Here is a 25,395-nt window from a genome sequence, read left to right as displayed (position 1 = left end):
CGCACCCTCGCACCGTCGATCGCTCCTGCCTTATCTGGGTTGGCGTGCCAAGGTCATCATTGGCCCGAATCCCAGCGCCTCCATGCGATGGGCCGTCTTGGCTTTCGACGGTGCGTGTCCCAACAGCGTGTCGACGGCGTCGTCCACCGTGTCGACGATCGCGACCAACCGGTCGAAATCGCTCAACGACATTCCCATCTTGTTGACGAATAAGGCTTGCAGGACGGGACGAACCGGCAGGACATTCGTCCAATAATCCTCACCGAAGAAGACCATCGGGGCGAACTGCTCTGGATGGGTCAGATAGTAATTCTGCCGCGCATCCTGAAAGACTTCCTGCAGGGTGCCCGCCGTTCCTGGTGTGTAGATGATGCCGTTGGCGGCCAGCGACAGGAGTACGTCCTCGCGAATGCTGTTCTGAAAGTACTTGGCAACCGATGTCGCGAACGGAGTGATCGGCTCGTTTCCGTAGTACCAGGTTGGTACCGCCAGGCTCTGCCCGCCGTTGCCGATTTGCGCTTCAGCGAGCTCGAATGCCGGCCTAGCCCACGCGTGTAGTTCGCGCACGATGGCCATGTCGATCTCACCACTGGCGCCGACCACTTTTGCGCTGGCGGGAAGCTCAGGAACTGACCGCAATTGTTGCAGCGCGTGCGTAACCTGGTCGTCACTCGCAGGTGCGAACAACGCTCCCAGATGTGTTGCCTCCATCGCGCCGGGTCCGCCACCACTGGCAACGAAGCAACCGCTGTTGGTGAGCCGGCGTGAAATCTCAACTACGTGAGCATAGTTCGGGGCGTCCCGAGATGCGTCATGTCCGCCCATAATGGCGACGGTCGGCCTGTCAACGGCTTCGAGTAGTCGTGTCATGGCTTGCATTATCGAGTTGTCGTGGAGCGCCTCGATCATGCCTGCGTAGGGATCCGTATGTGCAGCACCGCCGTTGGCTATGAAATAGCGATAGGAGCGGAAGTCCAGCGTCGAAGCCATGCTGTCGGGTTTGGTGATGTCATAGCCGGCCATCAACTCCATCGACGTATAGAGCTCGTACCGAATGGGCTGGAATGGCACGTCAATAGGTTGCTTGGCCATGACTATCCCTATTGTGTTTTGTACGAGGGCTTCTCGGGAGAGTTCATAATGTCACAACGGCGTTGTACTGCAACATATCTCGGTTGCGCACGCCGGGAGCTCTTCTCTTACCCAACGGATGGGACCGCTCATCGCTAGAGACATGAGCTGTAGTGTAACCGCCGAATAACGCGTGTCGCCCATCCCACGTCACCGATGTAGTGGCAGGTGCACAAGGAGCGCCAAGGATCCATGGCCGATCTATGACACGACCGCCCCGGTACATCAAGCGTCAAACCATGCTGCGATTTGGGCGAAGCTGAAGTGACTTCGTCGACGCCCGGAAGCCGCCGGCGTCTCTGCGGCTTGCGCGGGACCAGACAGCCCTGCGCGAGCGGCCAATCGACGACGGCCGAGGACTCTCACGCTCAGACCCGATACGACGCATTCAGATACAGCAGATTGCTTCAGAGTGCGTTGAACACCGGAACTTCCTCGCGCCCCTTCCCCGGATACCCGTGGGGGGTATATAGTGACGATGTGTTCGATCACAGCCGTAGGAGTCCACGACAAAGGAATGGGTGAGTGAAATGGCAAATTACGAAGCAGGCACCGAACTGACCTGTGGCCACGAGGGCTGCGGGTGCCGCGTTCGCATCGAGGTTCCCTGCCACTGCTCAGGTTCGGGCGAGCCGTACCGCTGCACCTGTGGCGACGAGCTGACCCCGGTCAAGTAATCCGCTGAGGCCCGCGTCGAGTGTGCGTCCAGGGCGGCGACGCGCCGGGGAAACCAAACCCTGAGCGCACAGTCAAAGTCGTGAACGCACACTCGATGCGGCCGGGAATCAGCGCCCGAACGTACGACCGGCGAGCTGCACCGCCGCCGCCAGCCGCGGCGCGACCGCCGACGCGCTGACCGCGACCAGATAGCCGCCCGCCCTGATGCGCCAGCGTCCCACGCTGCCGTCGTAGCGGGCGAGCAGGCGCGGGTCGGCCTCGATCGTGACGCGGCGGGTGGCGCCCGGCTCGAGCTCGACCCGTTCAAATCCCAGCAACCGCAAGCATTCTCGGTCCGGGTCGGCGGTCAGATACAGCTGCGGGACGTCGGCGCCGGCGCGGTCGCCGGTGTTGACGACGCTGAAGCTTGCGGTCACCGTGTCCCCTCCGGTTACCGCCAGATCGCGGTACGCAAAGTCGGTGTACGACAACCCATGACCGAAGGCGAACATCGGGGCCTCACCGGTGGTGGCGAACCAGCGGTAGCCGACATCCGATCCCTCCACGTAGTCGATCGTGCTCGGCTCCCCCCATGGCAGGCCAAGGCCGGGCAGCTCGGGGCGCGGCGTCTGACGCAGGTCGACCGGGAAGGTGATCGGCAGGCGGCCCGACGGATTGACCTGGCCGGCAAGGACTTCCGCGATGGCCCGCCCGCCGGACTGCCCCGGGTACCAGGCCTGCACGATGGCCTGGACCGAGTCCCGCCAGGGCATGTCCGCCGGGTTGCCGGTTTCGAGCACCACGACGGTGTTGGGGTTGGCGGCCGCCACGGCGGAGATCAACGCGTCCTGTCCCCAGGGCAGCGACAGGTCGGCGATGTCGAAGCCCTCCCCTTCGGCGCGGATCGCGAACACGATGGCAATGTCGGCACGCCGCGCCGCGAAGACTGCCTCGGCGGGACTGGCGCCGGGGTCGAACTCGATTTCGGCGCTGGGGAATTGTTTTCGCAGCTCGTCCAGCGGGCTGGACGGCAGCAGGTGCAGCTTGCGCAGCCCGGCCTCCAGCCCCGAGCCGCCGATCGGGATGACGGCCGCGTAACCACCCGGCGGGACGACGGTGCTCGACCCGTAGCCGGCGGGCACCCCGGCGTGGGCATATCCGCCGATGACGGCGATCCGGGCGGTCGACTCCGGCGCCAGGGGGAGCAGCCCGCGGTTGGTCAACAGCACGATTCCCTGCCGGGCGATCCGCAACGCGATTTCGTTGTGCGCGGCCATGTCCGGCGCGGGCGCGCCTTCGGGACGGTCGACGCCCACCGCGAACATCGACCGCAGGATCCGCCGGACCATGTCCGAGAGGCGTTCGTGGGTCAGCCTGCCGTCGGCGTGGGCGGCCCGCAGCGGCGCACCGAATGTCTCCGACTGCCACAGCAGCGCGTCGATCTGCGCCCCGCACTCTTGGTCCAGCCCGGCCGGCGCGCACTCCCAGGACGGCGTCGCCCCCCAGTCGGACATGACCCAGCCCCGGTATCCCCAGGCATCTTTCAGCACCCCGTTGATCAGGATTTCGTTGGCGGCGGCGTATGTTCCGTTGACCTTGTTGTAGGCGGCCATCACGGCACCGGGCCGCGCGCGCTCGATGGCCATCTCGAAGGCCAGCAGGTCGGATTCGCGATGCGCGTCGGGGTTGATGACCGCGTCCAAGAAGTGCCGATTGGTCTCGTTGCAGTTCAGCGAGAAGTGCTTGACGGTCGAGATCACACCTTGCCGCTGGATGCCGTCGATCGACTCCGCGGCGATGGCCGCGGCCAAAAGCGGGTCTTCGGATAGGTATTCGAAGTTGCGTCCGTTGCGCGGGTCGCGCGCGAGGTTCATGGCGCCGGCGAGTTGCACGTTGAACCCGCGGCTGCGGGCCTCCCGGCCGATCACCTCACCCGCGGCGCGGGCGAGTGCCGGGTCGAAGCCGGCGGCCAGCGCCAGCCCGGCGGGCAGCGCGGTGGCCGTGTCGCCCGGGCGATAGCCCGGATTGGTCACACCCAGCCCGGCATCGCTCATCAGCAACGCCGGCACGCCCAGCCGCGGAACGCCGGGGACGTAGGCGGCGCTCATCGGAACATCCGGCGGGATGCGCTCGTCGCGAACGGGCCACATTTCACCGGCACCCATCACCCCGACCAGCAACGCGAATCGCTCGTCGTCGGTCATCCGGGCTTCGACCTCGCGCGCCCGGGCATCCGCGTCGCCGCCGAACGAGCTCACCGCACACCCTCTTTCGCGTACACGACGCGCAGCACGTGCCCGAGTTCCGGCCCCATCACCAGCTCCGCCAGCTCGCAGAACGTCGCGACGAACTCCGGGCCGTGGGGCGGCTCGGCCTGGCACAGGTGGTGCGCGACTTCGTGGAGAACCACCAGCTCGCGCAGCGCCCAGTCGGCGGTGTCGCGGTCGGGGACCGCGATAATGCCTGCGCCATCACGAAATTCGTAGTGGGCCGCGGTGGCGGCCTGTCGCGGGCGCACCCGCAGCGGCGGGGCGGAGGGCCACCGCCGACGCACCGCCGGCAACGCAAGCACCTGGTCAACATAGCGCTGGGCAGCGGAGACCGAGCCGAATCGTCCCTCCGGCGGGAGCGTGAGCTGCGCGCCGAAGAAGTCCACGGTGCGCGACCCGTGTTCGGCGGCACGATCGAACAGCGTCCGGACGAACTCCTCGGCCGCGTACACCTTGGCTCGCTGGGAGTCCCGCTTGCCGGACCGCGCCGGGCTCACCGGCCCAGCGGGGCGCGCGCTCCGGGCAGTTCGGGGCTGTTGCCCAGCCGCGCCCGCCGACCGGCGCGGTCGCGGCGGCGCCGCGCCGCCGAGGAATAACCGGACGTCGCCCGGCTCACCTGATAGGTGCCGCGCGCCTTCGATGCGCTCCGGTAGTAGTCATGTAGCTCGACATCCTTGTCCCGCAGAGCAATAGCGGTGCCCGGTGGGCGCCTGCGGTCCTTGGTGGCCTCGCGCCGGGCCTCGTCGCGCGCCTCCGCCAAGCGCTGGCCCACCCGCGCCCCGAAGGCCAGCTGGAAGTTCAGCCGCGCGGTGATGGTCGGCGTGGGCCGGTGCGCGCCCGACGCGAGGTAGGCGTCCGACGCCCGCACCATCTGGACGACCAGGCTGGCGTACAACGCGTGGGTAGCGTCGATGTCCTCGGCGAACCCGTAGGCGTAAACGAACGTCGAATTCGATGCCACATCACAGCGCACGTCGTTGGCCAAGGCGATCAACACGAACAGCTGCACATACGTCCGCAACCCCTTGGTGCCCGCGTTTCCGATCGTGATGGTGCGCTGGGTCGGCGCCTGGGCCGGCGAGCGATTGGCGGCGTGCGAACGCGCCACCGCCAAGTCGATCGAGGCCGCCGTCGCCAACCGCTGCGCGGCGCTCATGAAGGCGTCCGCCTCGTGTGGGTTGTCGGTGCCTTCGGCCTGACGCAACAGCGCGGCGATGCGGGCCAGCATTTTGTCGTCGGTCATATGCGCCGCTCTCCCCCTCGCCGCTTCGGGGCTGGGGGCACCCCCACCGCATCACTTCGTTCTGCATCGTCGCCGGCGCGCGTCATATGCGCCAAACTACGGGAGCGATCCGACACATTCGGCTCAGAGCCGGGCGGTGATCCACGAGACCACGTCGCCAAGCACCTGGTCGCGCTCCGGCTCGTTGAAGACCTCGTGGTAAAGCCCCGGGTAAACCTTCAATTGCACGTCGGTGGAGCCCACGCACTCGACCAGTCGCCGGCTGCCAGCGACGGCGATCAGACGGTCGTCGGATCCGTGCACCACCAGCAGCGGCGCGGTCAGCGCCGGCGCGCGCTCCGGCATCGTCTCGCCGACCTGCAACAGGGCCCGACCGATGCCGGCCGGGACCTTGCCGTGGTACACCAGTGGATCGTTCTTGTATGCCTTCACCACCGCGGGATCCCGGGAGATGGCGTCGACGTCGAGCTCCTGCACCGGCAGGCCGGGCACCAGGGCGCCGAGTACCCGGGCAGCCAGCACCATCAGCGGCGAGACCTGATCCTGCGCCGCCACCGCCGGCCCGGACAGCACCATCAGGTCGTAATTGTCGGGGCGTTCGACGCCGTAGGCGAACACGATGGCGCCGCCCATGCTGTGCCCGAGCACGATGCACTCGAGCCCGGGATGCTCGCGGGTGGCGATCCGGACCAGGCTGTCGAAGTCCGCGGTGTACTCGGAGATGTCCCGCACCAGCACCCGCTTGCCGCCCGAGCGGCCGTGCCCGCGGTGGTCCAGCGCGTACGTGACCAGGCCCGCCGCACCGAAACGCTGAGCGACGTGATCGTAACGCCGGGCATACTCGCCGAGACCATGCGACAGGACGACCACCGCCCGCGGCGCGATGTCGGGTGTCCAGACGTCGTAGACGATGCGCACGCCGCCGAATCCGTCGAAGTTCCGTTCGTCGCGGTTCACCACGGTCCTAGTCATTACGGGCAGCGTAATGGCTCCCGCCGCAGGTCGCCGCGCCAGACACTGCCGTAGGCTCTCCCATCGTGGGGCTGCTCGCGCAAAACACCGCCGACTCCGAATTCGTCCCGACGGTCGACGGGGACTTCTCGGCGCATGCCGAACCGTACCGTCGTGAGCTGCTCGCCCACTGCTACCGGATGACCGGGTCGTTGCACGACGCGGAGGATCTGGTTCAGGAAACGCTGCTGCGGGCGTGGCGGGCCTACGACAGCTTCGAAGGCAAGTCCTCGGTGCGGACGTGGCTGCATCGCATCGCCACCAACACATGCCTGAGCGCGCTGGAGGGCCGGCAACGCCGGCCCTTGCCGACCGGCCTGGGCGCGCCCAGCGCCGACCCGACCGCCGAGCTGCAGGAGCGCCGCGAGGTGCCCTGGCTCGAGCCGCTTCCGGATCCGACGAATGACCCGGCCGACCCGTCGGTCATCGTCGGGTCGCGCGAGTCGGTGCGGTTGGCGTTTGTCGCCGCGCTGCAACACCTTTCACCCCGGCAGCGAGCAGTGCTGCTGCTGCGCGACGTGCTGCAGTGGAAGGCCGCCGAGGTGGCCGAGGCCATCGGTACCACCACGATCGCCGTCAACAGCCTGCTGCAGCGGGCCCGCTCCCAGCTGGACGCCGTCGGACCCAGCGCCGACGACCGGTTGGCGGCACCGGATTCGGCCGAGACGCAGGACCTGTTGGACCGCTACATCGCCGCCTTCGAGAGCTACGACATCGACCGCCTGGTGGAGCTGTTCACCGCCGAGGCGATCTGGGAGATGCCGCCCTACACCGGCTGGTACCAGGGTGCGCGGGACATCGTCACCCTCATTCATCAGCAATGCCCCGCCGAGTCCCCCGGCGACATGCGACTCCTGCCGCTGGTCGCCAACGGCCAGCCCGGCGCCGCGATGTACATGCGGGCCGGGGACCGGCACGTCCCCTTCCAGTTGCACGTGCTGGACGTGCGCGGCGACCGGGTGTCACATGTGGTCGCGTTCCTCGACGAGAAGCTGTTCGCGAAGTTCGGGCTGCCCGATTCGCTATGACCGGCCCGCTCGACATCACACCCGCACCCGGGCGGCCCCTGCTGCTGTTGGGCGCTTTCGACCTCGCCGACGTGGGCTACCGCACCGAGGAGTTCTTTGTGTCCGGGACGGCCACCTCGTATGCCCCCGCGGCGGCTCTGGAGCCCGACGGCCGGTGGAGCGTAACACCCTCCGCGACAGCGGATTACACCACCCGCATGGTGGTGTTGACACCCGCGGATCCCGCACGGTTCAACGGGACGGTGCTGGTCGAATGGCTCAACGTGAGCGGCGGCATCGACGCGCCCGCGGTGTGGATGATGGCGCACCGGGAGATCATTCGCGCGGGCTACGCGTACGTCGCCGTCTCGGCCCAGCGGGTCGGGATCGACGGTGGCGCGAGTCTGCTCGGGGTCGACATGTCGCTGAAGAGCCAGGACCCGACGCGCTATGCGCCCCTGCGCCACCCGGGTGACGCCTTCTCCTACGACATCTTTTCTCAGATCGGCGGGCTGATCAAAAGCCCCAGCGGCACAGGGGTTTTGGGTGATCTGCGGGCCCGGCACATCATTGCGTTGGGCGAGTCGCAGTCGGCGATGTTTCTCACCACCTACGTCAACGCGGTCGACCCAATGGCCGCGACGTACGACGGCTTCTTCGTCCATTCGAGGTTCGGCCCCGCCGCACCGCTCGACGGAACCTCCATCTTCGACGAAACCGGTGCGCCCCAAGCGGTCGCATTCCGCCCGGACCTGCGGGTGCCGTTGCTGACGATCATCACCGAGACCGATCTCTTCGGTGGCGCACGGGAGGGCTATTTCTTCGCCAGACAGCCTGAGAACCAATGGCTGCGGGTCTGGGAGATTCCCGGCGCCGCGCACGCCGACAACTACACCATCCAGGTGGCGCCTATCGATAGCGGTTCGGTACCGCTCACGCACCTCGTCGCCGCCTACGCGCCGACCAACGTGCTTTTGGGACAACGCTTTTCGCACAACATCAACTTCGCCCCACAGCACCACTACGTGGCACAGGCGGCGGTCGCCGCGCTGAACACATGGGTGGGCACCGGTGCGCCGGCGCACACCGCGGCGCCCATGCAGGTGCACGATGCCTATGGACCGCAACCCGTTCCGGATGCCAACGGCCTGGCGCAGGGCGGCGTCAGAACGCCGTGGGTGGACGTGCCGGTCGCGCGAACCTCCGGGCTCGGTGGCGACGAGGGCATCATGGCCGGGCTCTTCGGCTCCGGCGAACTCTTCGACGCCGACACGTTGCGCCGCCTCTACCCAGGGGGGATGACGCAATACCTGGAACGCTTCACCGCGGCCCTCGATGCGTCGATCAGCAGCGGGTTCATCCTGGCGGCGGACCGGGCCGAGATCCTCGAACTCGCCGCCGCCACCTATCCGGGCGACCGGCCCTAGACCAGGCGGCTGTCCGGCGGCGGTCCCGCCACCGGGCGGACCAAGCCGGCCCCGGTGATCAGGGGCAGGTCCAGCGCCGAAAGCAGCCCGGGTGGGGCCGCGCACACCGCGGGGATGGCGTTGACCATCCGCGAGGCGCCGGCGATGCGCGCACCCAGGTCATGGTCGTGGTCTTCGGCCATCTCGAATTCGCACCGCATGCTTGGGGATCCCTCGATCTCCACCCGATACAGGCCGCGCCCGGAGGCGGCCCCGTAGCCGAGGTCCTTCGGCGGGATGGAGATGTTGGGCTGCGGCCAGTCCGGCGCGACGTCGTCACGCATCCGGGTCACATGGTCGAGGATGAAAGTTGGCTTGCCGCCGACGTATCCGGTCAACGTGGAGCGCATGGCCGCGATGGTCCCGGCGGCGATGTGGCCGGTGGGCGTGTCGAAGGACTCGGTGGCGGGAATACGTTCGTTGCCTTCCTCGATGTTGTCGATCTTGACCCCCAGGCCGGCGGCGAGCTGGTGCAGAACGGGCCCCCAGCCGAAGGCGAACATCCCGGGCTGGGCCGCAAACGCCTGGTACTCCGGCGGCTTGCCGAACCCGAGGATCTCGTACACCGCCGCCCGGTCCGGATAGGTGGCGTAGTTGAACATCTCCGTCACCCGCACCGAATCGATCGACCTCGAAACCCCGGTAAGCACCAGCGGCAGAACGTCATTGGCGAACCCGGAGTCGATGCCGGTGGTGAAGAACGACGCACCGCCGTCGTGCGCGGCCTGCCGCAGCGGGTCGGTGAAAGCGGCGTCAACCCCGTCGGGGAAAACCAGCGGCACCACCGAACAGGACACCACGTTCTTGCCGGCCCGCAGGATCGAGACCATGTCCTTGACGGCGTCCAGCGGTCGCAGGTTGGCGCCGGCGGCGTACACCACCGCGTCGGCCTCGCCGGCGAGCAGCGCCGCCGGGTCCTGGGTGGCCACCACCCCGACCGGCCCGGACCCGCACAGCTCGCCCGCGTCGCGGCCCGCCTTGGCATCGCTGTGCACGACAAGGTCGACAAGCTGCAACTCCGGGTGGTCGATCACGCCGCGCAGCGCGATCACCCCCATGGAACCCGGCCCCCACACTGCCACCTTGATCATGACGGAATATCTCCTAATATTAGGACGGTTATCCTTGTATTTTGGACGGATCGTAGGGAGGTGTGCATCGGTACGTCAACCGCCAAATCGCCGCCCACCGGCCGCGTGATGGATGTCCTTGCCGCGCTTGCCGATTCCCCGCGCGGGCTGGCGTCGGCCGAGCTGGCGAAGCGCTGCGCGATAAGCACCTCCACCTGCGCCCTGGTGCTGGCCGAGCTGGAGGGGCGAGCCTGGGTGGCCCGTCGCGAAGATCGGCGGTATGTGCTCGGCAGCGGCCTGTTCGGGCTGGTGCACGGCCTGCGCGAGCAGTTTCCGTTGCTGGACCGCGGCCGCGCGGCGCTGCGATTCCTGCACGAGACGCTCCGCGCGGGCTGCTCGATGTCGAGAATCGGCGGCCGCCACCTGACCACCGTCGACGCGGTCGGCCATGGCACCGACGGCGGACAGGCCGTCGGCCAGCGCTTCCCCATCGACCCGCCGTTCGGCCTGGTGGCGATGGCCTGGCGCGAGGAGGAGTTGGTCAACGCCTGGCTGCAACGAGTGCTACCGCGGCTGACCCGGTCTGAAATCACGGAACACCAGCGGGTGCTCGCCGCTATCCGCGCGCGTGGCTACGGCGCGTGGCGCTTCGACGACACCCATCAGTCGCTGCACAACCGGCTGGCGGACGTGCTCGCGTCCCTGGAGCCGACGGCCCGGGTCACCCGTCAGCTCACCACCCTGATGACGATGGTGACGCTGCAATCGGTCACCGACACCCTCGAAAGCGACTTGGGGGCAGCTGAATTCGTGGTCCTGCCGATTTTCGGGCCGGACGCCCAGCCCGAGTACCAGATCGAGATCCACTTGGGCCGCCCCGCCACGCTGACCCTGCCCGAGCTCGACGCCGCCCTCCGGCATGCCCAAGGACTGCTCACCGCGACGGTGGCCTCACCGCGCCGCCGATTAGACTGACGGCATGGCAGCCCACGCGGAAGTTCGTCGCGCGGATGCGCGGGCCGTCACCACCACGCCCTGGCTGACCTCCCGGCACTCGTTCTCGTTCGGCGACCACTACGACCCGGACAACACGCACCACGGACTACTCCTGGTGAACAACGACGACATCGTCGCGCCCGGAACCGGATTCGACACGCATCCGCACCGGGACATGGAGATCGTGACCTGGGTCTTGCGGGGTGAACTGGCACATCAGGACTCCATCGGCAACCGCGGCGTCATCTATCCTGGTCTGGCCCAGCGCATGTCGGCGGGCAGTGGAATCCTGCATTCGGAGAAGAACAAATCGTCCACGGAGCCAGTGCATTTCGTTCAGATGTGGGTGGTGCCCGACGAGGCCGGCATCGCCCCGGGCTATCAACAGCACGAGATCGACGCGAAGCTGTTGGACGGCACACTCGTGACGATCGCCTCCGGCATCCCGGGGCAAGGCGGTGCGATCGCCCTGCACAACCGCAATGCCGCGCTGCACGCCGGGCGGTTGCGGACCGGCGACCAGGTGACCCTTCCCAAAGCGCCCTACCTGCACCTATACACGGCTCGGGGCGCACTCAACTGCGAAGGCGTGGGCGACCTGCAGGAGGGTGACGCCGTTCGGTTCGCCGACGATGCCGGCCGGCGAGTGACGGCGAACGAGCCATCGGAGCTATTGGTCTGGGAGATGCACGCGAAGCTCGGCGACTGAGCCCATAGAGTGGGCGTGACAGACAGGAGCCGGCATGTCTCAAACGCGATCGCAACACGCGGCGCCGAACCCCAACCGGAACATCAAGGCGGTCCGGACCGTACGCTTCTGGGCGGCGCCGCTGGTCATCACGCTGGCCCTGATGTCGGCGTTGTGCGCGCTGTACCTGGGCGGCATCTTGAACCCGATGACCAACCTGCGGCACTTCCCCATCGCCGTGGTGAACGAGGATGCCGGGCCGGGGGGCGCGGAGTTGACCGGGCGCTTGGTGAACGGCCTGGACAAGAACAAGTTCGACGTCCGCGTGCTCCCCCGTGACACGGCCAGGCATCAACTGGAGACGGGTCACGTATACGGTTCGGTGCTGATACCGCCGAGCTTCTCGTCGAAGCTGCGGGACCTGGGGACGAGTGCGCTGCTTCCCGGTCCTGCGGAACGGCCCGTGATCACGATTTCGACCAATCCGCGGGCCGGCACTCTCGGCGCCAGCATCGCCGGCCAGACCCTGAACATGGCGATGGGCGTGGCCAATGGCGAAGTGGGCGAACGACTTCTGGCTCAGGTCAAGGCGCAGACGGGCGGCGCCCCGCTCGCCGGAGCCGCCGAAGAGGGCCTTTCCACTCCGATCGAGATCGAGTCGACTGTGTACAACCCGCTGCCCAACGGCACCGGCAACGGGCTGTCGGCCTTCTATTACGCGCTCTTGCTGCTGCTCGCGGGGTTCACCGGCAGCATCGTGGTCAGCACCCTCGTCGATGCGTTACTCGGTTACGTACCAGCCGAATTCGGCCCGGTGTATCGCTTCGCCGAGCAGGTCAGAATTTCGCGCTTCCAGACCCTGCTGCTCAAGTGGGCCATCATGCTGCTGCTGGGGCTGCTCACCTCGGCCGTTTACGTGGCCATCGCCCACGGGCTCGGAATGCCCATCGATCTCGGCTGGCAGCTCTGGGCGTACGGGGTGTTCGCGATCGCCGCGGTGGGCATCACCTCCAGCTCGCTGCTCTCGGTGCTGGGCACGGGCGGCCTGCTGGTCAGCATGCTGATCTTCGTGATCCTCGGGTTGCCGTCGGCCGGCGCCACGGTCCCGCTGGAGGCGACGCCGCCCTTCTTCCGCTGGCTGGCCGAATTCGAGCCCATGCATCAGGTTTTCCTGGGCGCTCGGTCGCTGCTGTACTTCAAGGGCCATGCGGATACCGGGATATCGCAGGCGTTGATCATGACCGCAATCGGCCTCGCGATCGGCCTGCTGCTCGGCGGCGTCATCACCCACCTGTACGACCGCAAGGGGTATCACCGGATCCCCGGGGCGGTCGAGACGGCGATCGCCATGGAGCACCAGGCCCAACACCAGGCGCGCCAGGGCAAGCACGAGCGGACGATCGCCACTGAGCGCGAAAGCTCAAGCGGGGAAACGTAATTCGAACGCTGCCCAAGCGTCATCCGCCCGTTACTTAGATTGACAGTGTTACGGATGTGACTGATGATGTTGATGTTGCATCGAGATCACGGCGGAAAGGGCGATCGTGCTGACCCGACGCGCGGGCTTGCGCCGGCTGCTTTCCGGCTGCGCCGCCGCGGTCGCGTGGGTCGCCCTGGCGTGCACGGGACTGCCGGTCGCGCACGCCGCCGACGGCCGCGATCTGCTGGCGAACGCCATCAACACCACCAAGGGTTCCTACCTGGTCTATAACTTCGGCCCCGGCCATCCCGCACCGATGCTCAACGCCGGCGGCAGTTGGTATGAGATGAACAACGGCGGCCACCTGATGATCATCAAGAACGCGGCGGGACGGCTCTCGCCCCACCTGCTGGTCGACACCCATCAGGGCGATCAGGCCCGCTGCGAGAACAATCCCGGGGCCCGCACCGGAGAGGGGCTCTGGCAGGCATCGGAACTCTATGCGCCACTGCAGGCGTGGCAGCGGATGGGTCAACCGACGATCGCGATCAACGCGAACTTCTTCGACGTGCGCGGGCAGAAGGCCGGCTCGTGGCGCCAGACCGGCTGCAGCTCACCGCTGGGCGCCTTCGTGGACAACACCCACGGGCAGGGCCGGGCCAACCAGGCCGTCACCGGCACCCTCGCCTACCCCGGCAAGCAGGGCCTGTCCGGCGGTGGCGAAAACTGGAGCGCCCTGACGACGATGATCCTGCCGTCCGGCGGTGCGCCGTACGTGGTGTGGCCCAAAACCAAGAGCGACTACGATTCCGCGACTCCGGTGGTCCAGGATCTCCTGAACAAGAACGAGCGGTTCGTGGCGGTATCCGGCATCGGGCTATTGGCGCCCGGCGAGACCGGGCAGCTGCGCGACGGCGGACCGAGCGCCGCGCGAACGGCTTTGGCGTACTCGCGGCAGAAGGACGAGATGTACGTCTTCGAGGGCGGCAGCTACACGCCGGACAACATGCAAGACCTGTTCCGCGGGCTGGGCAGCGACAACGCCGTGCTGCTCGACGGGGGCGGGTCGTCGGCCATCGTGTTGCGCCGCGACACCGGCGGCATGTGGGCCGGTGCGGGCTCGCCGCGGGGCTCCTGCGACACCCGGCAGGTGCTCTGCGATTCGCACGAGCGGGCGCTACCCAGCTGGCTGGCCTTCAACTAGCCCGGCCGAAGCGGAATATCAAGAGGCTGGCCGCCACCACCGCCGCCGTGACGGCGAACACCGGCGCGACGACGAATCGTGACATCGTCGCCCCCAGGAACGCACCAGCACACATCGTCAACACGACGCCGAGACGCAACGTTTGCCGATCGCCCGTGCCGCCGGCCGGGCGGCTGTCCAGACCGAGGCTGACGATCGTCGACGTCAGCACCGTGGTGGACAGTTCCTTGATGCCGAACTGGCGGGCGCTCGAGTGCTGCAGACCGAACGTGACCGCGAGGATGCCGATCATGATCAGCTTGGTGTTGTCGTGATATCGCAGGATCCCGGTGCCGGCCAGGATCGCCAGGACCACCAAAAGGGTTATCTCCATTGACAATACGGTGGTGATCCATTGCCGCGTCCGGTCGGCGAAAAGCCGGGAAATCCGGCCGCTGAGGATCGTGGTGCACACGAAGGTGGGCAGCGCCACCACGACCGCCGTCAGGTCGATGCTCGTCCTGGGCGCCAGCCAAAAACCCAGGAAGATAACGTTTCCCGTCATGTTGGCGACGAACACGTGGCCGAGCACCAGGATACTGATCGAGTCCGCCAGGCCGGTGGCGAAGGTCAACAGCAACAACGCCGCGACGGTCGATCGCTCCGACACCGGCGAGGTAACAGCCATGGGTCGTAGCAGACCGCGTTAGACGTGCGGCGTCAAATCCAGCGACGTGATCGTGGTCATCCTGGTCACCAGCCAGCGGCTCTTCACGCGCTTCAGGAACAGCCGGTAGGACAGGTACTTCAGCGACGGCACGTTCTTGGTCAGCGGGCTGGTGGACGTGGTGTTGGTGTACACGATGACAGCCGCATTGGCGTCGTCGATCGTCTCGACCGCCGCGCCGGTGACATCGGTGTGGTTGGTGATCTTGGCCTGCTTGTTGGGGGCCACGATGGCGTCGACGAACTTACGGTACTGCGCCTCGAAATCCCCACTGAGGTAGCGAGACGCGCGGTCGGCGAGGGTGTCCATGTTCTCCGGCGTGTACGTCCAGAGGGTGGTGATCGCGTCGGCCGCCGTCCTCGCCACTTTGAGTTTCGTCGCCGCGGCGGCCCGATCGCTCAGATACGGCTGCACCGCCGCGCCGGCGAAGGCCGCCGACCCGACGAACAGCAAGGCGGCCACGACGACGGTGATGGCCAGCCGCTTACCGGCCAGCCATTTGCGCCGTTTGCGACCGGCGGGCTGCGTCTCGGCCGGCTCGGCTTCGGCGTCGTCGGTCGTGGATTCCGCTGCGGCAGAGGAGTCTTTGTCGGCATCCACCGACTCGGCGCGCTCCTCGGTCGCCGCCTCCTCTGCGGCGGCGCTCCCGTCGGCGGCTAGATCACCTGCTGCAGGTTGCTGATCTTCCACTGGCTTCCTTCCTGCGTGGTGGTCGCCGTCCACCGATTGGCGTTTTCCCAAACTTGTTTACCGTCCGGCGATTTCGAGCTGACCGAGGTGGCCACGATGACGGTGGCGCTGCCGTCGTCGTTCCATCGCTCCACCCCCGCGTCCAGGACGGTGCCGGTGGCCGGTTCGGCCCGGGCCACCTGCAGCAAGATCTCGTTCGCCTTGTCGCGGTACTCCTTGGCGAAGTCGCCGGTCGCCTGGGCGAGTACCCGCATCACGTAGTCGTTGGCATGGAAGGGATCGATGGAGGTGAACTGCGTCATGAAGCCGGTCACGTAGCTGAGCACCTCGCGATTCTTCGACGCGGCGCGCTCTCGGCTTTGATGGTTGATGAGCATCAGGGTGCACACCGTGATCGCGACCGTCATGACGAGCGCGGCGAGGGCGGTGGCCAGCGGCAGACCCCACGGTCGCCCCGGCGGCACCGGGTGCGCGACCAGCAGCGGCTCCTCGCCCGGCTGAAACTTGCGGCGGGGGCTCATTTTCCACTCCCGGGCGGTTTGGGCTTGGTGAGCACCGTGAGATCGTCGACGAGCCAACGGCCGCCGCCGTCTTTGACGAAAGTCACCCGAACGGTGGCGGAGATGTAGCGTTCATCGGGCGCCGCGCCGCGCCGCCCCTGCATGAACATCAGCATTGTCGCCCGATCGGGCGACGCGGACTGGATCGCGTGGTCGGTCACCCAGTACTCGTTGATGACCGGGTTGCCCTTCTGCACCATGTCCTGCTGGTCGGACAGCTGCTTCCGGTATTTGTCGGTCGCCAACGACAGGGCGCGATTGAAATCGTCGTGCAACGATTTCGGGTCGTAGGTCAGCATCTGCGCGACGATCTTCGGGCCCTGCGTGTCGAGCTGTGCCCGCGTTTGGTCGGTGGCCCGATCCCGGGAGAACACCGCCGCATAGCTCATCACCGCACCCGCGAGGCAAAGTCCCGCCGCGCCCAGCACCACCACCGTCGTCCACCGCCGAACGTCGAACGCCGGCTCGGCCGATTCCCGGCGCCGCGCTTCGGTGCGCAGCAGCATGTCGGCGAAGGTGCGGCGCCCCGAATCCCACAGCGGCCAAAGCCATCCCACCACCGATACGGTGTCGAGCAGGTGCGCCAGGTCCCGCAGCAGCAGCCCCCACGGTCCGATGGGTTCGCCGTTGCGCCGCACCACCGCGATGCCGAACAGCGCCCGCCCCACGCTCCAGCCGGTGACTGTCGGCAGCAGCAGCCGGTTCACCAACACGAGCAGGACGACGACCCCGATGACCGCGATGCACAGCCACCACCACACGCCGCCGGGCGGCACGGTGAAACCGGCCAGCGCCATCGTCGCCACCACCGCGGTACCGGGCAGGACGTCGACGGCGAGCGCGCCGGCGCGAATATGCCAGGGCGCCAACGCCTTCCGCGGGGACTCCTGGACGGCCGTGGCCGGTGGCTTCTCGACCACCACCGTCACTTCGTCACCTGGTCGAGCTTCGCTATCTTGTACTGCCCTTCCGCCTGCGCCATCTTCACGCGCAGCCGGTACCCGGTTTCGTTCTGGGTCTGATCGTTGGCGACCTTGACGCGGACCGCGACGAGCACCTCGACCGAACCATCGGGGTTGTTGCGTTCGACGGCCGCACGCATGTCCGACACCTGGACGTGAACGTTGGCGGCCTGATACGCCTGAACGAGCATGCTGGTGTAGAGCAGCGCTTGGGATCGGAAGGCGTCGGTGCCGCAGTCGATGATCTTCTGCTCACTCGCCGCCATCGCGTTGGTGTCGGGCGCCTGGGTCGCCGAAACGCAATCGACGGCCGCCTTGAGCGCCGCGGCATCGTTGCGGGCTATCACCTGGCTTTCGTGGTGGTAACGCAACGCGAAGTATCCACCGGCGCCGACGCCCGCGGCACAGAGCACGAGCACCGCCGAGATGCCTGCCAACCAGCCGCGGCCCAACCGCGACTCGCGCCGTACGGCTGCCGCCCCGAGCTCGGCTTCGGGTTCCGGCGGCTCCTCGGCGGCGGCCGCGGGACCGGTCTCCTCGGTCGCAGCCTCGGGTTCCGCCGCGGGCGCCTCGTCGGCCGACGGCTCGTCCGCCGTCGCCGCTTCGTCGATCGAGCCCGTCCCGTCGGCGCTGGTCGCTTCGGTGGCGTCCTCGGGTTCGGCCGAATCCTCAATCGTCACGTCGGGATTGGTCTGCTCGGCGGCGATCGCCGGGTCCTGGCTCCTCGGACGCCGCCTGCGCAGACGACGTAACTTCGGCATGGGTGGGGGGTTCAGCCGGCTGGCGCCAGCATCTCCTTCCATCCGTCGTCTCCTGTTCTGGCCGAGTTTTCGACGGAGTATTTAACTCCGTCTGGCCCTACCAGTTGACCGCTTTGGGGACTATAGACCGCCACGGGAGGTCCACCGGGGGTATAGACACACGGGTTGGGCTGCTGGCCGTTGCACTGCACGGTACCCGACCCCGGCCGCGACAAGGGGTCGCTGGTCGGCGGGGGCGTCCCCGACACCCGGTCCGAGGGCGCCGGGTTCAGGCCGGTGTCGATCGACGGCGCCGGGATCACCTGACCCGGTTTCACCGGCTGGTCACAGCGCGCCGCGGGGGCCGGGCAGGTCACGATCTGGTTGGGGTCGCCATACCAGGGGTTGGTCCCGGCCGGGACGTACGGGTGGGGGTCGCGGCATTCCCGGGGGGTAGCCGCCCGCTTGCCCTCGATGTCCGTACACGGGATGTTGCGCGAACCGCGCACGCTGTTGGCCGGGGTGTCCATCGGAATCTTGCAGTAGGTGCCCGACGGCAACGGCTGCAGGCTGGTGTCAGCCGGCGACCGCCACTCCGATGCCGGGATGAAGCCGGTCAGACACGGGGGCGGCTGGTTGATCGACAACGCCAGGTCCAGTGCCGCCATGTTGGGGAACGGCGCGGCCACCGTCTGGGCGATCGACGCGCCCTGAGGCAGGAACACCAGGACCTGTTCCAGGCCGGTGTGGTAACGCTTGAGCAGGTCGAACACCACCTCGAGGTTCGCCAGCGTCTGGGGCAGCGAATCCCGCACGTCGTTGAACACCTCGTTGACCTGATCGGCCGTCGGCGCCGCCTGGCGCAGCACGCTTTTCAGGTGCTGGTCTTCCTGCGCGGACTGCGCGCCCAATTTGTTCAGGTTGCGCGCCCAGCGTTCGATGGCATCGCCCGACTTGACCTGGCTGTCCAGCACCCCGCCCGAGTTTTGAATGATGTCGTTCACGTCGGTGATGTTGGTCTTGAAATCGCCGACGATCGCCTGCGTGGAGTCCACCAGCCGCTGCAGGGCGGGACCCAATCCACCCACGGATTGCGCCGTCTCGTCGAGCAATTGGGCAATCTTGTCCTTGGGCAGCACGGCGAGCCCGCGGTTGGCCGTGTCCAACGCCGGCCCGATCTCGGCGGGCACAGTGCCCTTCGTGATCGTCTGACCGTCCGACAAGAACTTGCCCGGGTTCCCGGCCGATTCCAGATCCAGGTACTGCTCACCGACGGCCGACACCGAGTGCACGTTGGCCGTCGCGTCGGTCGGGATCTTGTAGCGGCTGTCGATGCTCATCGTCGCTTTGGCGCCCCGCTCGGTCGGCTCGACGTCGGTGACCTTGCCGATCGTGATGCCGCGATACGTGACGTTCGCCGTCGGATACAGGCCGCCCGACGCGGGCAGGTCGGCCTTCAGCGTGTATCGGCCGATGCCCACCAGGCTCGGGATCTGCAGGTAGTACACCCCGAGCACGAGCAGCGAGATGACCGTCAGGATTCCGAACGCGATCAACTGGCGTCTGATGAAAGGAGTCAGCAATTCCTGTCCCCCCTTTCCACCAGTGGCCCACCGGGCGCGTCATTCGGGTTCGGCGTGTAGCGGACGTCGGGGATCATCGTCTCGGGGTCACGCCCGAACGACTGCTCGAGCGCCCGCAGTGCCCCCGACAATCCGGTGCCGGTGAGGAACGCGTTGTCGACGGAACTGTAGGTCACGTCGAGCGTCAGCGAAATGTTGATGTAGTCGCCGCGGAAGATCTTCGGCACGGTGTCGATGTCAAACGGCTGCGTCAGGATCAGCTTCAGCGCGCCGATCAGATACGGCGAGCCCTTGCCCAGCTCTTTGAGCGGACACTGCAGCGCCTGCAGGTCGGTGTGTAGCGGCCCGCGGGCTTCCGACAGGTACTGGTCGGCGGCCTGGCTGAGTCGTCCCACCGAGTCGACGGCGTTGATCAGCAGGTTCTTGGTGTCGGCGAAATGCTTGACCAGCGGTGGGATGTCGGTGAGCACCCGATCGAGGACGTCTGCCCGGGCACCCACGTAGGTGAGCAGCCGGTTGGTCGAGTCGATCGCGTGGGTGATGTCATCGCGTTGCTGGTTGACCTGGTCGGTGAAGGTGTCCAGCTTGCCGAGGAACGACCGGATCGCCTCGCCCCGCCCGTTGAAGATGTTGTAGACCTCGTTCTGCAGCACCTCCAGGTTGGGGATGCCACCGCCGCGCAGGATCAGCGAGAGGCTGGCCAGGGTCTGCTCGGTGGTGGGATACGAGGAGGAATTCTTCAGCGGAATGGTGTCGCCGCTCTTGAGCAGTTCTTGCGACGGGTTCGGCGGGGAGGCGAGCTCGACGTGCTGGGAGCCCAGCAGCGAGGTCTGACCGATCTTGGCGATGGCGTTCTTGGGCAGCTTGGTGTTCTTGTCGATACCCAGCGTCAGGGTGGCGATCCAGTTCTTCAACTGGATGGACTTGATCGACCCGACGAAGACGTCGGCGACCATCACCTTGCTGTTGCCGTTGATCGCCAGGGTGTCCGGCACCTGCACGTAGATCGTCATGGCGCCGGAGCCGCTGCCCGGGCCACCCGGAATCGCCACGTTGGAGATCCCGCGCCAGCCGCACGAGCTCAGCACCAGCGCGGCCACCAGCAGGACCATCGCCTGCCAGGCCCGGCGGCGAACCAGACTCATTGCGCGCCTCACTGGAAGTCGGTTCGGCTTGCTCCTCACTGGCCACCCCCGAAGTCAGTCGGCACCGCAGGCCCACCGGCGTTCGGCGCGGGCGCCCCGACGGGCGCCGGCGTCGGGGCCACCGGACCCGGGGCCACGCCCGGTCCGGGCGGCGGCGGCTGGATGGGCACCGGCGCGTTCAGGCCGATGGGTGGCACGATCGGGTTCTCGTCGTACGCGTTCGGCGGCCCCGGCGGCGTCTGCAGGTTCGACTGGACGGGCGCGATGTTGGGGCCTCCCATGAGCTCGGCCAGCGAGTCCGGGGTCATCAAACCCGCGGTGATCGGCCCGACCTGCTGGCCTTGCATCCCAGGCGCGACGATCCAGCCGGGCTGGGTGTTGCGGTGCGACGTCGGGGTGTCCGGGACCCAGATGCCGGGCACGGTGGTGTCCTTGTATCCGTTGGGCGGGTGCAGCCGATCTTCCGAGTAGGCGACTTCCTTGGGCAGGGTCTCGGCGGTGCTGAACAGGTTGACGCCGAACGGCAGGTAGTTGAACTTGATCGCATCGAGGATCGGCGCCAGGTACTGCGCGCACAGCTCAGCCGACTCCTGATACCCGAGCCGGCTGCCCGCCTGGATCGAGCTGCAGATGAACTGCATCGGGTTGGCGAAGTTCGTGATCGCCGGGATGGCGACCACCGACCCGTGCGACGGGTGATAGATCTGGTTGATGTTCGCCGCGGCCGTCGGCAGGACGTGCAGCGCGGTCTCCAGCCCGTTCAGCGGGTCCGGCTGCAGGATCGTGTTCGTCACCGTCGCCAGGTTGTTGATGTCGTAGGTCAGCACCTCGCGGTTCTTGTTCAGGAACGGGCGCACGGTGGACAGCAGACCGTCGAACTGCTCGATCGCGTTCGAAAGGTCGTGGTCGTTGTGCGCGAGCCGCGTGGTGAAGTCCGCCAGGTTCTCGTTCAGCGCGACGAACTGCTGGTCGTCCTTGTGCAGCGCGTTGACGAACAGCGCCAGGCTCTTCACCACCGCGAAGAAGTCGCCGCGCCCCTCGTTCAACGCGGTCAACGCCTGCGACAGGTTGCTCAGCGTGGTGTTGAATTCCTTGCCCTTGCCGGCCAGCCCGTTGGCGTAGGACTCGATGACCTCACCGAACGGGCCGGTCGGCTGCTCGGGCGTGGGGCCCAGCTTGGAGATGATGTTCGTGATGCTGTTGCGCAGCTGGTCCCACTCCACCGGGACCTGCGTGCGCTCCTCGGGAATCACGGCGTTGTCGGCCAGCACCGGCCCGCCCTTGTAGGCCGGCTCCAACTGAATGGCCCGCGACGCCACCAGCGTCGGGTTCAGGATCACCGCGTTGGCGTTGGCGGGAACCCGGTACTTGTTCTCGTAGTGGAAGGTGACCTTCATCTTGTCGCCGGCGGGCTCGATCTTGTCGATCGCGCCGACCCGCAACCCCATGATCTGGACCTTGTCCCCGGGGTAGAGCGCGTTGGCCGCCGGGAAGTAGGCCACCACCGTGTTGTTGGTCAGCTTCTCAAAGAGCCGCCAGCCAACGAACCCGACGACCAGGGCCAGCACGATCACCAGCGACCCGAGGATGACGGTCGCCCGGGTCAGCTTCGGTAGTCGGATGTTCCGGATATCAAAGGCGGTGCTCAATTCTGGCTACCTCCCCCGGCAGCGCCGCTGCCGCCCGATCCGCCCGGGTTGATGAAGGGTGCCGGCAGCTGGTTCCCCGGCCCGGGTGGGGCCGCCGGTCCCGGCGGGAACCCGGGCGCGAAGGTCGACGGCGGCGGCGTCGGTCCGGCCGGCGCCAGGTTCTCGGTGCGCGCGCCCGGCGGTGCCTGCGGCGGCAGCGGCACGGGCGTCCCCGGGACGTCCGGGGGCGGGTCGCCCGGCCGCCCGGCGATCGGGATGCCCGGGGTCGGCGGCAGACCGTTCGGGTTCGGCGGCGAGGTCATCACGTCGACCGGAGCCGGGAAGCCCGGGCCGCCGAACGGTCCGATGCCACCACCGGCGCAAGGCAGCGGATTCCACGGCCGCGGCAGGCCCTCGTCGCCGACGGTGACGTTGCCGCCTGGGTTGGCCGGGGTGTAGGAGCATGGCGATCCCGGCGGGACGGCCGGCCCCGGGTGCTCCGGCGTGCCCTCCAGCACCGGGGGTGCCGGAGGCGGTGCCCCGTTGGGGAACCGGGTGCCGTTGGGGTCGGGCCACCGGAATTCGGGCAGGCCGGCGCTGCGCCAGAAGTTCTCCGGGTCGATGCCGCGCTTCTTGAAGGCGGCGTCGACCCACGGCTGGATGATCTGGTACAGCGCGAGGTTGTGCAGAACCACCTTGAAGAACGGTCCCGACGCGATGGCCTCGTTCAGCGACGGCAGGAACTTGCCGACCTCGGTGAGCCCCGCGGCGACGTCGTCCTTGCGCTCCTTCAAGATGTCGCTGACCGTGCGCAGCTGTTCGAGCACGTGGTTGAGGTTCGGATTGTCGTTGATGAAGCCCTTGACCTGTTCGGAGAAGGCGGCGACGTTCGCCAACAACGCATTGATGGCCTGGCCGCGTTCGTTGAAGGCGGCCAGCAGCGTCTTCGTGTTGACCAGCAGGCGATCGATCTGCTCGCTACGGTCGCCGAGGACGCTGGCCACCTGGTTGGCCTGGGCGAGCAGGTGCTTGACCTGCTCGTCGCGCTTGCCGATCGTGTCGGAGAACTTGGCGACGCCGTCGAGCGCCGCGCTCAGATGCGGATAGGTCTGGTCGATGGTCTGCGACAGCACGTGCAGCGATTCCTTGACCGTGTCGATGTTCCAGCCCTGGGCCGCCTTGGTGACATCGAAGAACGCGTCGTAAATCTGGTAGGGCGTCGTGCTCTGACCAATCGGTAACGAGTCGCCGGGCCTCAGTTGCTGATTGCCTCGGGCCTCGACGTCCAGGATCTTCTTCCCGAGGATGGTGTCGGTCTTGATCGCCAGCCGGCTCTCGGTGCCGATGGTCGCGGTGCCGAGATTGAATTTGACCAGGATGTGGTCGCCCTCGATATTGAGCGCCTCGACCTTGCCGACGTCCACGCCGGCGATTCGCACTTTGTCACCGACAGCGATACCCCCGGTATCGGTGAACTGGCCGTAGTAGTGCGGTTTGGCCATCAGCATGGGCACGCTCGTGAAGCTTTGACCGACGCCGATGACGAGCAGCGTCACGATGATGCCCATCAGCCCGATGCGAACCCGGTTTTCCGGTTCAAGTGTTCTCATTGCGGCGTGCACCTACCCGTCGGCTGCTGGAAGAGCCGGACCGTACGGACCGGGCCGCCGGCCTGCAACCCGTTGATCTTGAGCGTGATGTCGCAGGCGTAGAAGTTCACGAAGTCGCCGTAGGAGCCGATGGCGCGCCCGATCATGTTCAACGCCGTGGGCACCTTCTTCAGGAAGTCGTTCAGCTGATCGCGTTGGTCGATGAGCGGCTGCTGGACCGCATCCAGATAGTTGAGGGTGCTGTGCAGCAGCCCGCGGTCCTCGGCGAGCAGGTCGGCGACCGTCCCGGCCGCGTTGCTGATGTGCGCGGTGCCGCCCGCCAGCTGGTCACCGTGGTCCTTCAGTCCGGTGATGAGGACCTCGAGGTTGTTGACCGTCTGGTCGAACTGCTGTCGGTGGCGAACCGTGGTGTCCAGCACGATGTTCAGGTTCTTGATGACCTCGCCGATCGCCTGGTCCCGCTCACCCAGCTGGTTGGTCAGCTGCGCGGTCTGGTCGAGGATGTCGTTGATGGTGCCGCCCTGACCCTGGAACACGGTGATCAGCGACGTCGCGATGGTGTTCACCTTCTGCGGGTCCAGCGCCCGGAACAGCGGTTTGAAACCACCGATCAGGGCGTCCAGGTCGAGCGCCGGCGAGGTCCGCGACATTGGGATGAAACCGCCTGGCGGCAGGACCTTCTCGGCGGCCTCACCCTCGCCGCGCTTGAGCTCCAGGTAGCGGTTACCGATCAGGTCGAGGTACCGGATCTGCGCCGTCGTCGACTGGTACAGCGGCACCGAGCGGTCGATGTTGAATTCCACCCGCGCGCGCTTGCCGCCGTCGACAACCTTCACGGAACTGACCTTGCCGATCTCGACGCCGGAGGCGCGGACGAACTGGCCGGCCCGCAACCCGCTGACGTTGGTGAACTCCGCGGAGTAGCCGTTCGTGCGGTCAAACCGCATCTGCCCGAATACGACGACGATCATCACAGTGAAGACCAGCAGCACGAACGAGAAGATGCTGAGCCTGACGATTGTTCCGGAGATTTTCATGGGTTGATCGTGTTATCCCCTACTTGGCGGCCCCAGACGTACTCGATGGCGTATGGGGATCCGGTGTCGAGGTGGTTGTACGGCGCGAGGCTGTTGCCGCTATCTATCACCAATTCGGGCGCGGGCCACAGGTCGTGGGTGATCTGCTGCCAGCAACCGGGGGCGCCCCCCGGCCCGCCGCGCGCGTTCACCCGCGGCAGGTTTTCCGGGTAGGTGTACGGGTTCGGCGCGCCGCCGACGAGCCCGGCCAGCCCGCCAACCAGGCTGGCGAGCGTGACCACCGCCGAGACCGGGTTGGCCAGCAACCCGAGCCCCGACAGCGCCTCGGTGTGGGCGTTCAGCGAGTAGCCGTTGCCGCCCAGGAACGAGGACGCCTTGGGCTCGATGTCGTGGTAGTTGCGCAGCGTGCAGAACAGCTCCGGACTGTAGGTGTCCAGCAGCTGGGCCGTGGGCACCAGGTCCTGGGCGCCGCGCGCCAGGTACGGGCCGCCCCTGTTGAAGATGTCGGCGCCGGTGTTGCCGAACCCGGCCGCCGACAACAGCGCCTGGTCCAGATCCTTCTGCTGCGCGT

The 25,395-nt window shown here is 67.2% G+C and carries 23 protein-coding genes and 1 pseudogene; 7 read left to right on the top strand and 17 right to left on the bottom strand.

Going from position 1 to position 25,395, the window contains the following annotated elements; all coding sequences use genetic code 11:
- Window positions 1-30: 30 nt before the first annotated feature.
- Window positions 31-1,092: an LOG family protein gene (locus tag A5750_RS17485; protein WP_066951839.1), complete on the bottom strand. Its 1,062-nt coding sequence runs from the start codon at window positions 1,090-1,092 to the stop codon at window positions 31-33.
- A gap of 569 nt (window positions 1,093-1,661) precedes the next feature.
- Between A5750_RS17485 and mymT the strand changes: the two genes are divergently transcribed.
- Window positions 1,662-1,808, top strand: a complete 147-nt coding sequence (mymT, locus tag A5750_RS25460; protein ID WP_073877879.1) for a metallothionein MymT — start codon at window positions 1,662-1,664, stop codon at window positions 1,806-1,808.
- Between the two features lie 108 nt (window positions 1,809-1,916).
- On the opposite strand, the gene A5750_RS17480 is transcribed toward mymT, so the two are convergent.
- The 4 genes from A5750_RS17480 to A5750_RS17465 form a co-directional block, all read right to left on the bottom strand.
- Complete coding sequence (locus A5750_RS17480) at window positions 1,917-3,992, bottom strand: beta-glucosidase (RefSeq protein ID WP_067264495.1); 2,076 nt, start codon at window positions 3,990-3,992, stop codon at window positions 1,917-1,919.
- Between the two features lie 50 nt (window positions 3,993-4,042).
- The gene (locus tag A5750_RS17475) at window positions 4,043-4,555 is read right to left on the bottom strand and encodes a TIGR04338 family metallohydrolase (protein WP_067264486.1); all 513 of its coding nucleotides are present in this window, start codon (window positions 4,553-4,555) and stop codon (window positions 4,043-4,045) included.
- Entirely contained in the window at window positions 4,552-5,301 is a 750-nt protein-coding gene (locus A5750_RS17470; RefSeq protein WP_067264483.1) for a DUF2786 domain-containing protein, read from the bottom strand. Before A5750_RS17470 ends, A5750_RS17475 begins: the two co-directional genes overlap by 4 nt.
- A 123-nt stretch (window positions 5,302-5,424) precedes the next feature.
- Entirely contained in the window at window positions 5,425-6,273 is an 849-nt protein-coding gene (locus A5750_RS17465; RefSeq protein WP_156664352.1) for an alpha/beta hydrolase, read from the bottom strand.
- On the opposite strand from A5750_RS17465, the pseudogene A5750_RS17460 reads away from it, so the two are divergent.
- Window positions 6,212-7,340: pseudogene (locus A5750_RS17460) on the top strand (sigma-70 family RNA polymerase sigma factor). The gene A5750_RS17465 and the pseudogene A5750_RS17460 overlap by 62 nt on opposite strands.
- Window positions 7,337-8,746: an alpha/beta hydrolase domain-containing protein gene (locus A5750_RS17455; protein WP_067264476.1), complete on the top strand. Its 1,410-nt coding sequence runs from the start codon at window positions 7,337-7,339 to the stop codon at window positions 8,744-8,746. Before A5750_RS17460 ends, A5750_RS17455 begins: the two are co-directional and overlap by 4 nt.
- On the opposite strand, the gene A5750_RS17450 is transcribed toward A5750_RS17455, so the two are convergent.
- The gene (locus A5750_RS17450) at window positions 8,743-9,876 is read right to left on the bottom strand and encodes a dihydrodipicolinate reductase (RefSeq protein ID WP_082959138.1); all 1,134 of its coding nucleotides are present in this window, start codon (window positions 9,874-9,876) and stop codon (window positions 8,743-8,745) included. The genes A5750_RS17455 and A5750_RS17450 overlap by 4 nt on opposite strands.
- A 108-nt stretch (window positions 9,877-9,984) precedes the next feature.
- Between A5750_RS17450 and A5750_RS17445 the strand changes: the two genes are divergently transcribed.
- From A5750_RS17445 to A5750_RS17430, 4 genes are all read left to right on the top strand, one after another.
- The gene (locus A5750_RS17445; RefSeq protein ID WP_067264489.1) at window positions 9,985-10,830 is read left to right on the top strand and encodes a MarR family transcriptional regulator; all 846 of its coding nucleotides are present in this window, start codon (window positions 9,985-9,987) and stop codon (window positions 10,828-10,830) included.
- A gap of 4 nt (window positions 10,831-10,834) precedes the next feature.
- The gene (locus A5750_RS17440) at window positions 10,835-11,560 is read left to right on the top strand and encodes a pirin-like bicupin family protein (protein WP_067264473.1); all 726 of its coding nucleotides are present in this window, start codon (window positions 10,835-10,837) and stop codon (window positions 11,558-11,560) included.
- 34 nt (window positions 11,561-11,594) lie between these two features.
- Window positions 11,595-12,977: a YhgE/Pip domain-containing protein gene (locus tag A5750_RS17435; protein ID WP_066951851.1), complete on the top strand. Its 1,383-nt coding sequence runs from the start codon at window positions 11,595-11,597 to the stop codon at window positions 12,975-12,977.
- A 79-nt stretch (window positions 12,978-13,056) separates the two neighbouring features.
- Window positions 13,057-14,163, top strand: coding sequence for a phosphodiester glycosidase family protein (locus A5750_RS17430; protein WP_156664351.1), 1,107 nt, complete (start codon window positions 13,057-13,059; stop codon window positions 14,161-14,163).
- Here the strand turns inward: A5750_RS17430 and A5750_RS17425 are convergent.
- The 11 genes from A5750_RS17425 to A5750_RS17375 all read right to left on the bottom strand — a co-directional run.
- The gene (locus tag A5750_RS17425; protein ID WP_067264467.1) at window positions 14,156-14,830 is read right to left on the bottom strand and encodes a YoaK family protein; all 675 of its coding nucleotides are present in this window, start codon (window positions 14,828-14,830) and stop codon (window positions 14,156-14,158) included. The two genes, A5750_RS17430 and A5750_RS17425, sit on opposite strands and share 8 nt — an antisense overlap.
- Before the next feature lie 18 nt (window positions 14,831-14,848).
- A complete protein-coding gene (locus A5750_RS17420) occupies window positions 14,849-15,559 on the bottom strand; it encodes a mammalian cell entry protein (RefSeq protein WP_066951858.1) in 711 nt (236 codons plus the stop codon).
- On the bottom strand, window positions 15,526-16,080 hold the full coding sequence (locus A5750_RS17415; protein WP_066951860.1) for a mammalian cell entry protein: 555 nt from the start codon (window positions 16,078-16,080) through the stop codon (window positions 15,526-15,528). The genes A5750_RS17420 and A5750_RS17415 overlap by 34 nt, the downstream gene beginning before the upstream one ends.
- Window positions 16,077-17,048: an RDD family protein gene (locus A5750_RS17410; protein WP_066951863.1), complete on the bottom strand. Its 972-nt coding sequence runs from the start codon at window positions 17,046-17,048 to the stop codon at window positions 16,077-16,079. The genes A5750_RS17415 and A5750_RS17410 overlap by 4 nt, the downstream gene beginning before the upstream one ends.
- Window positions 17,045-17,884, bottom strand: coding sequence for an Mce protein (locus A5750_RS17405; protein ID WP_066951866.1), 840 nt, complete (start codon window positions 17,882-17,884; stop codon window positions 17,045-17,047). The genes A5750_RS17410 and A5750_RS17405 overlap by 4 nt, the downstream gene beginning before the upstream one ends.
- The gene (locus A5750_RS17400; RefSeq protein WP_066951869.1) at window positions 17,854-19,404 is read right to left on the bottom strand and encodes a virulence factor Mce family protein; all 1,551 of its coding nucleotides are present in this window, start codon (window positions 19,402-19,404) and stop codon (window positions 17,854-17,856) included. Before A5750_RS17400 ends, A5750_RS17405 begins: the two co-directional genes overlap by 31 nt.
- Window positions 19,398-20,549: a virulence factor Mce family protein gene (locus tag A5750_RS17395; protein WP_066951872.1), complete on the bottom strand. Its 1,152-nt coding sequence runs from the start codon at window positions 20,547-20,549 to the stop codon at window positions 19,398-19,400. Before A5750_RS17395 ends, A5750_RS17400 begins: the two co-directional genes overlap by 7 nt.
- A gap of 35 nt (window positions 20,550-20,584) precedes the next feature.
- A complete protein-coding gene (locus A5750_RS17390) occupies window positions 20,585-22,198 on the bottom strand; it encodes a virulence factor Mce family protein (protein ID WP_067264462.1) in 1,614 nt (537 codons plus the stop codon).
- A complete protein-coding gene (locus A5750_RS17385) occupies window positions 22,195-23,787 on the bottom strand; it encodes a virulence factor Mce family protein (protein WP_066951879.1) in 1,593 nt (530 codons plus the stop codon). Before A5750_RS17385 ends, A5750_RS17390 begins: the two co-directional genes overlap by 4 nt.
- Window positions 23,784-24,824 (bottom strand): virulence factor Mce family protein, encoded by a 1,041-nt coding sequence (locus A5750_RS17380; RefSeq protein WP_066951882.1) that lies wholly within the window; start codon window positions 24,822-24,824, stop codon window positions 23,784-23,786. The genes A5750_RS17385 and A5750_RS17380 overlap by 4 nt, the downstream gene beginning before the upstream one ends.
- A partial coding sequence (locus A5750_RS17375) for an MCE family protein (RefSeq protein WP_197505454.1) occupies window positions 24,821-25,395 on the bottom strand: 575 nt, incomplete at its 5' end. The genes A5750_RS17375 and A5750_RS17380, both read right to left, overlap by 4 nt.

It is taken from the genome of Mycobacterium sp. 852002-51613_SCH5001154, assembly GCF_001667425.1.
Taxonomy (GTDB): Bacteria; Actinomycetota; Actinomycetes; order Mycobacteriales; family Mycobacteriaceae; genus Mycobacterium.
This window is presented reverse-complemented; position numbering and strand designations above follow the sequence as displayed.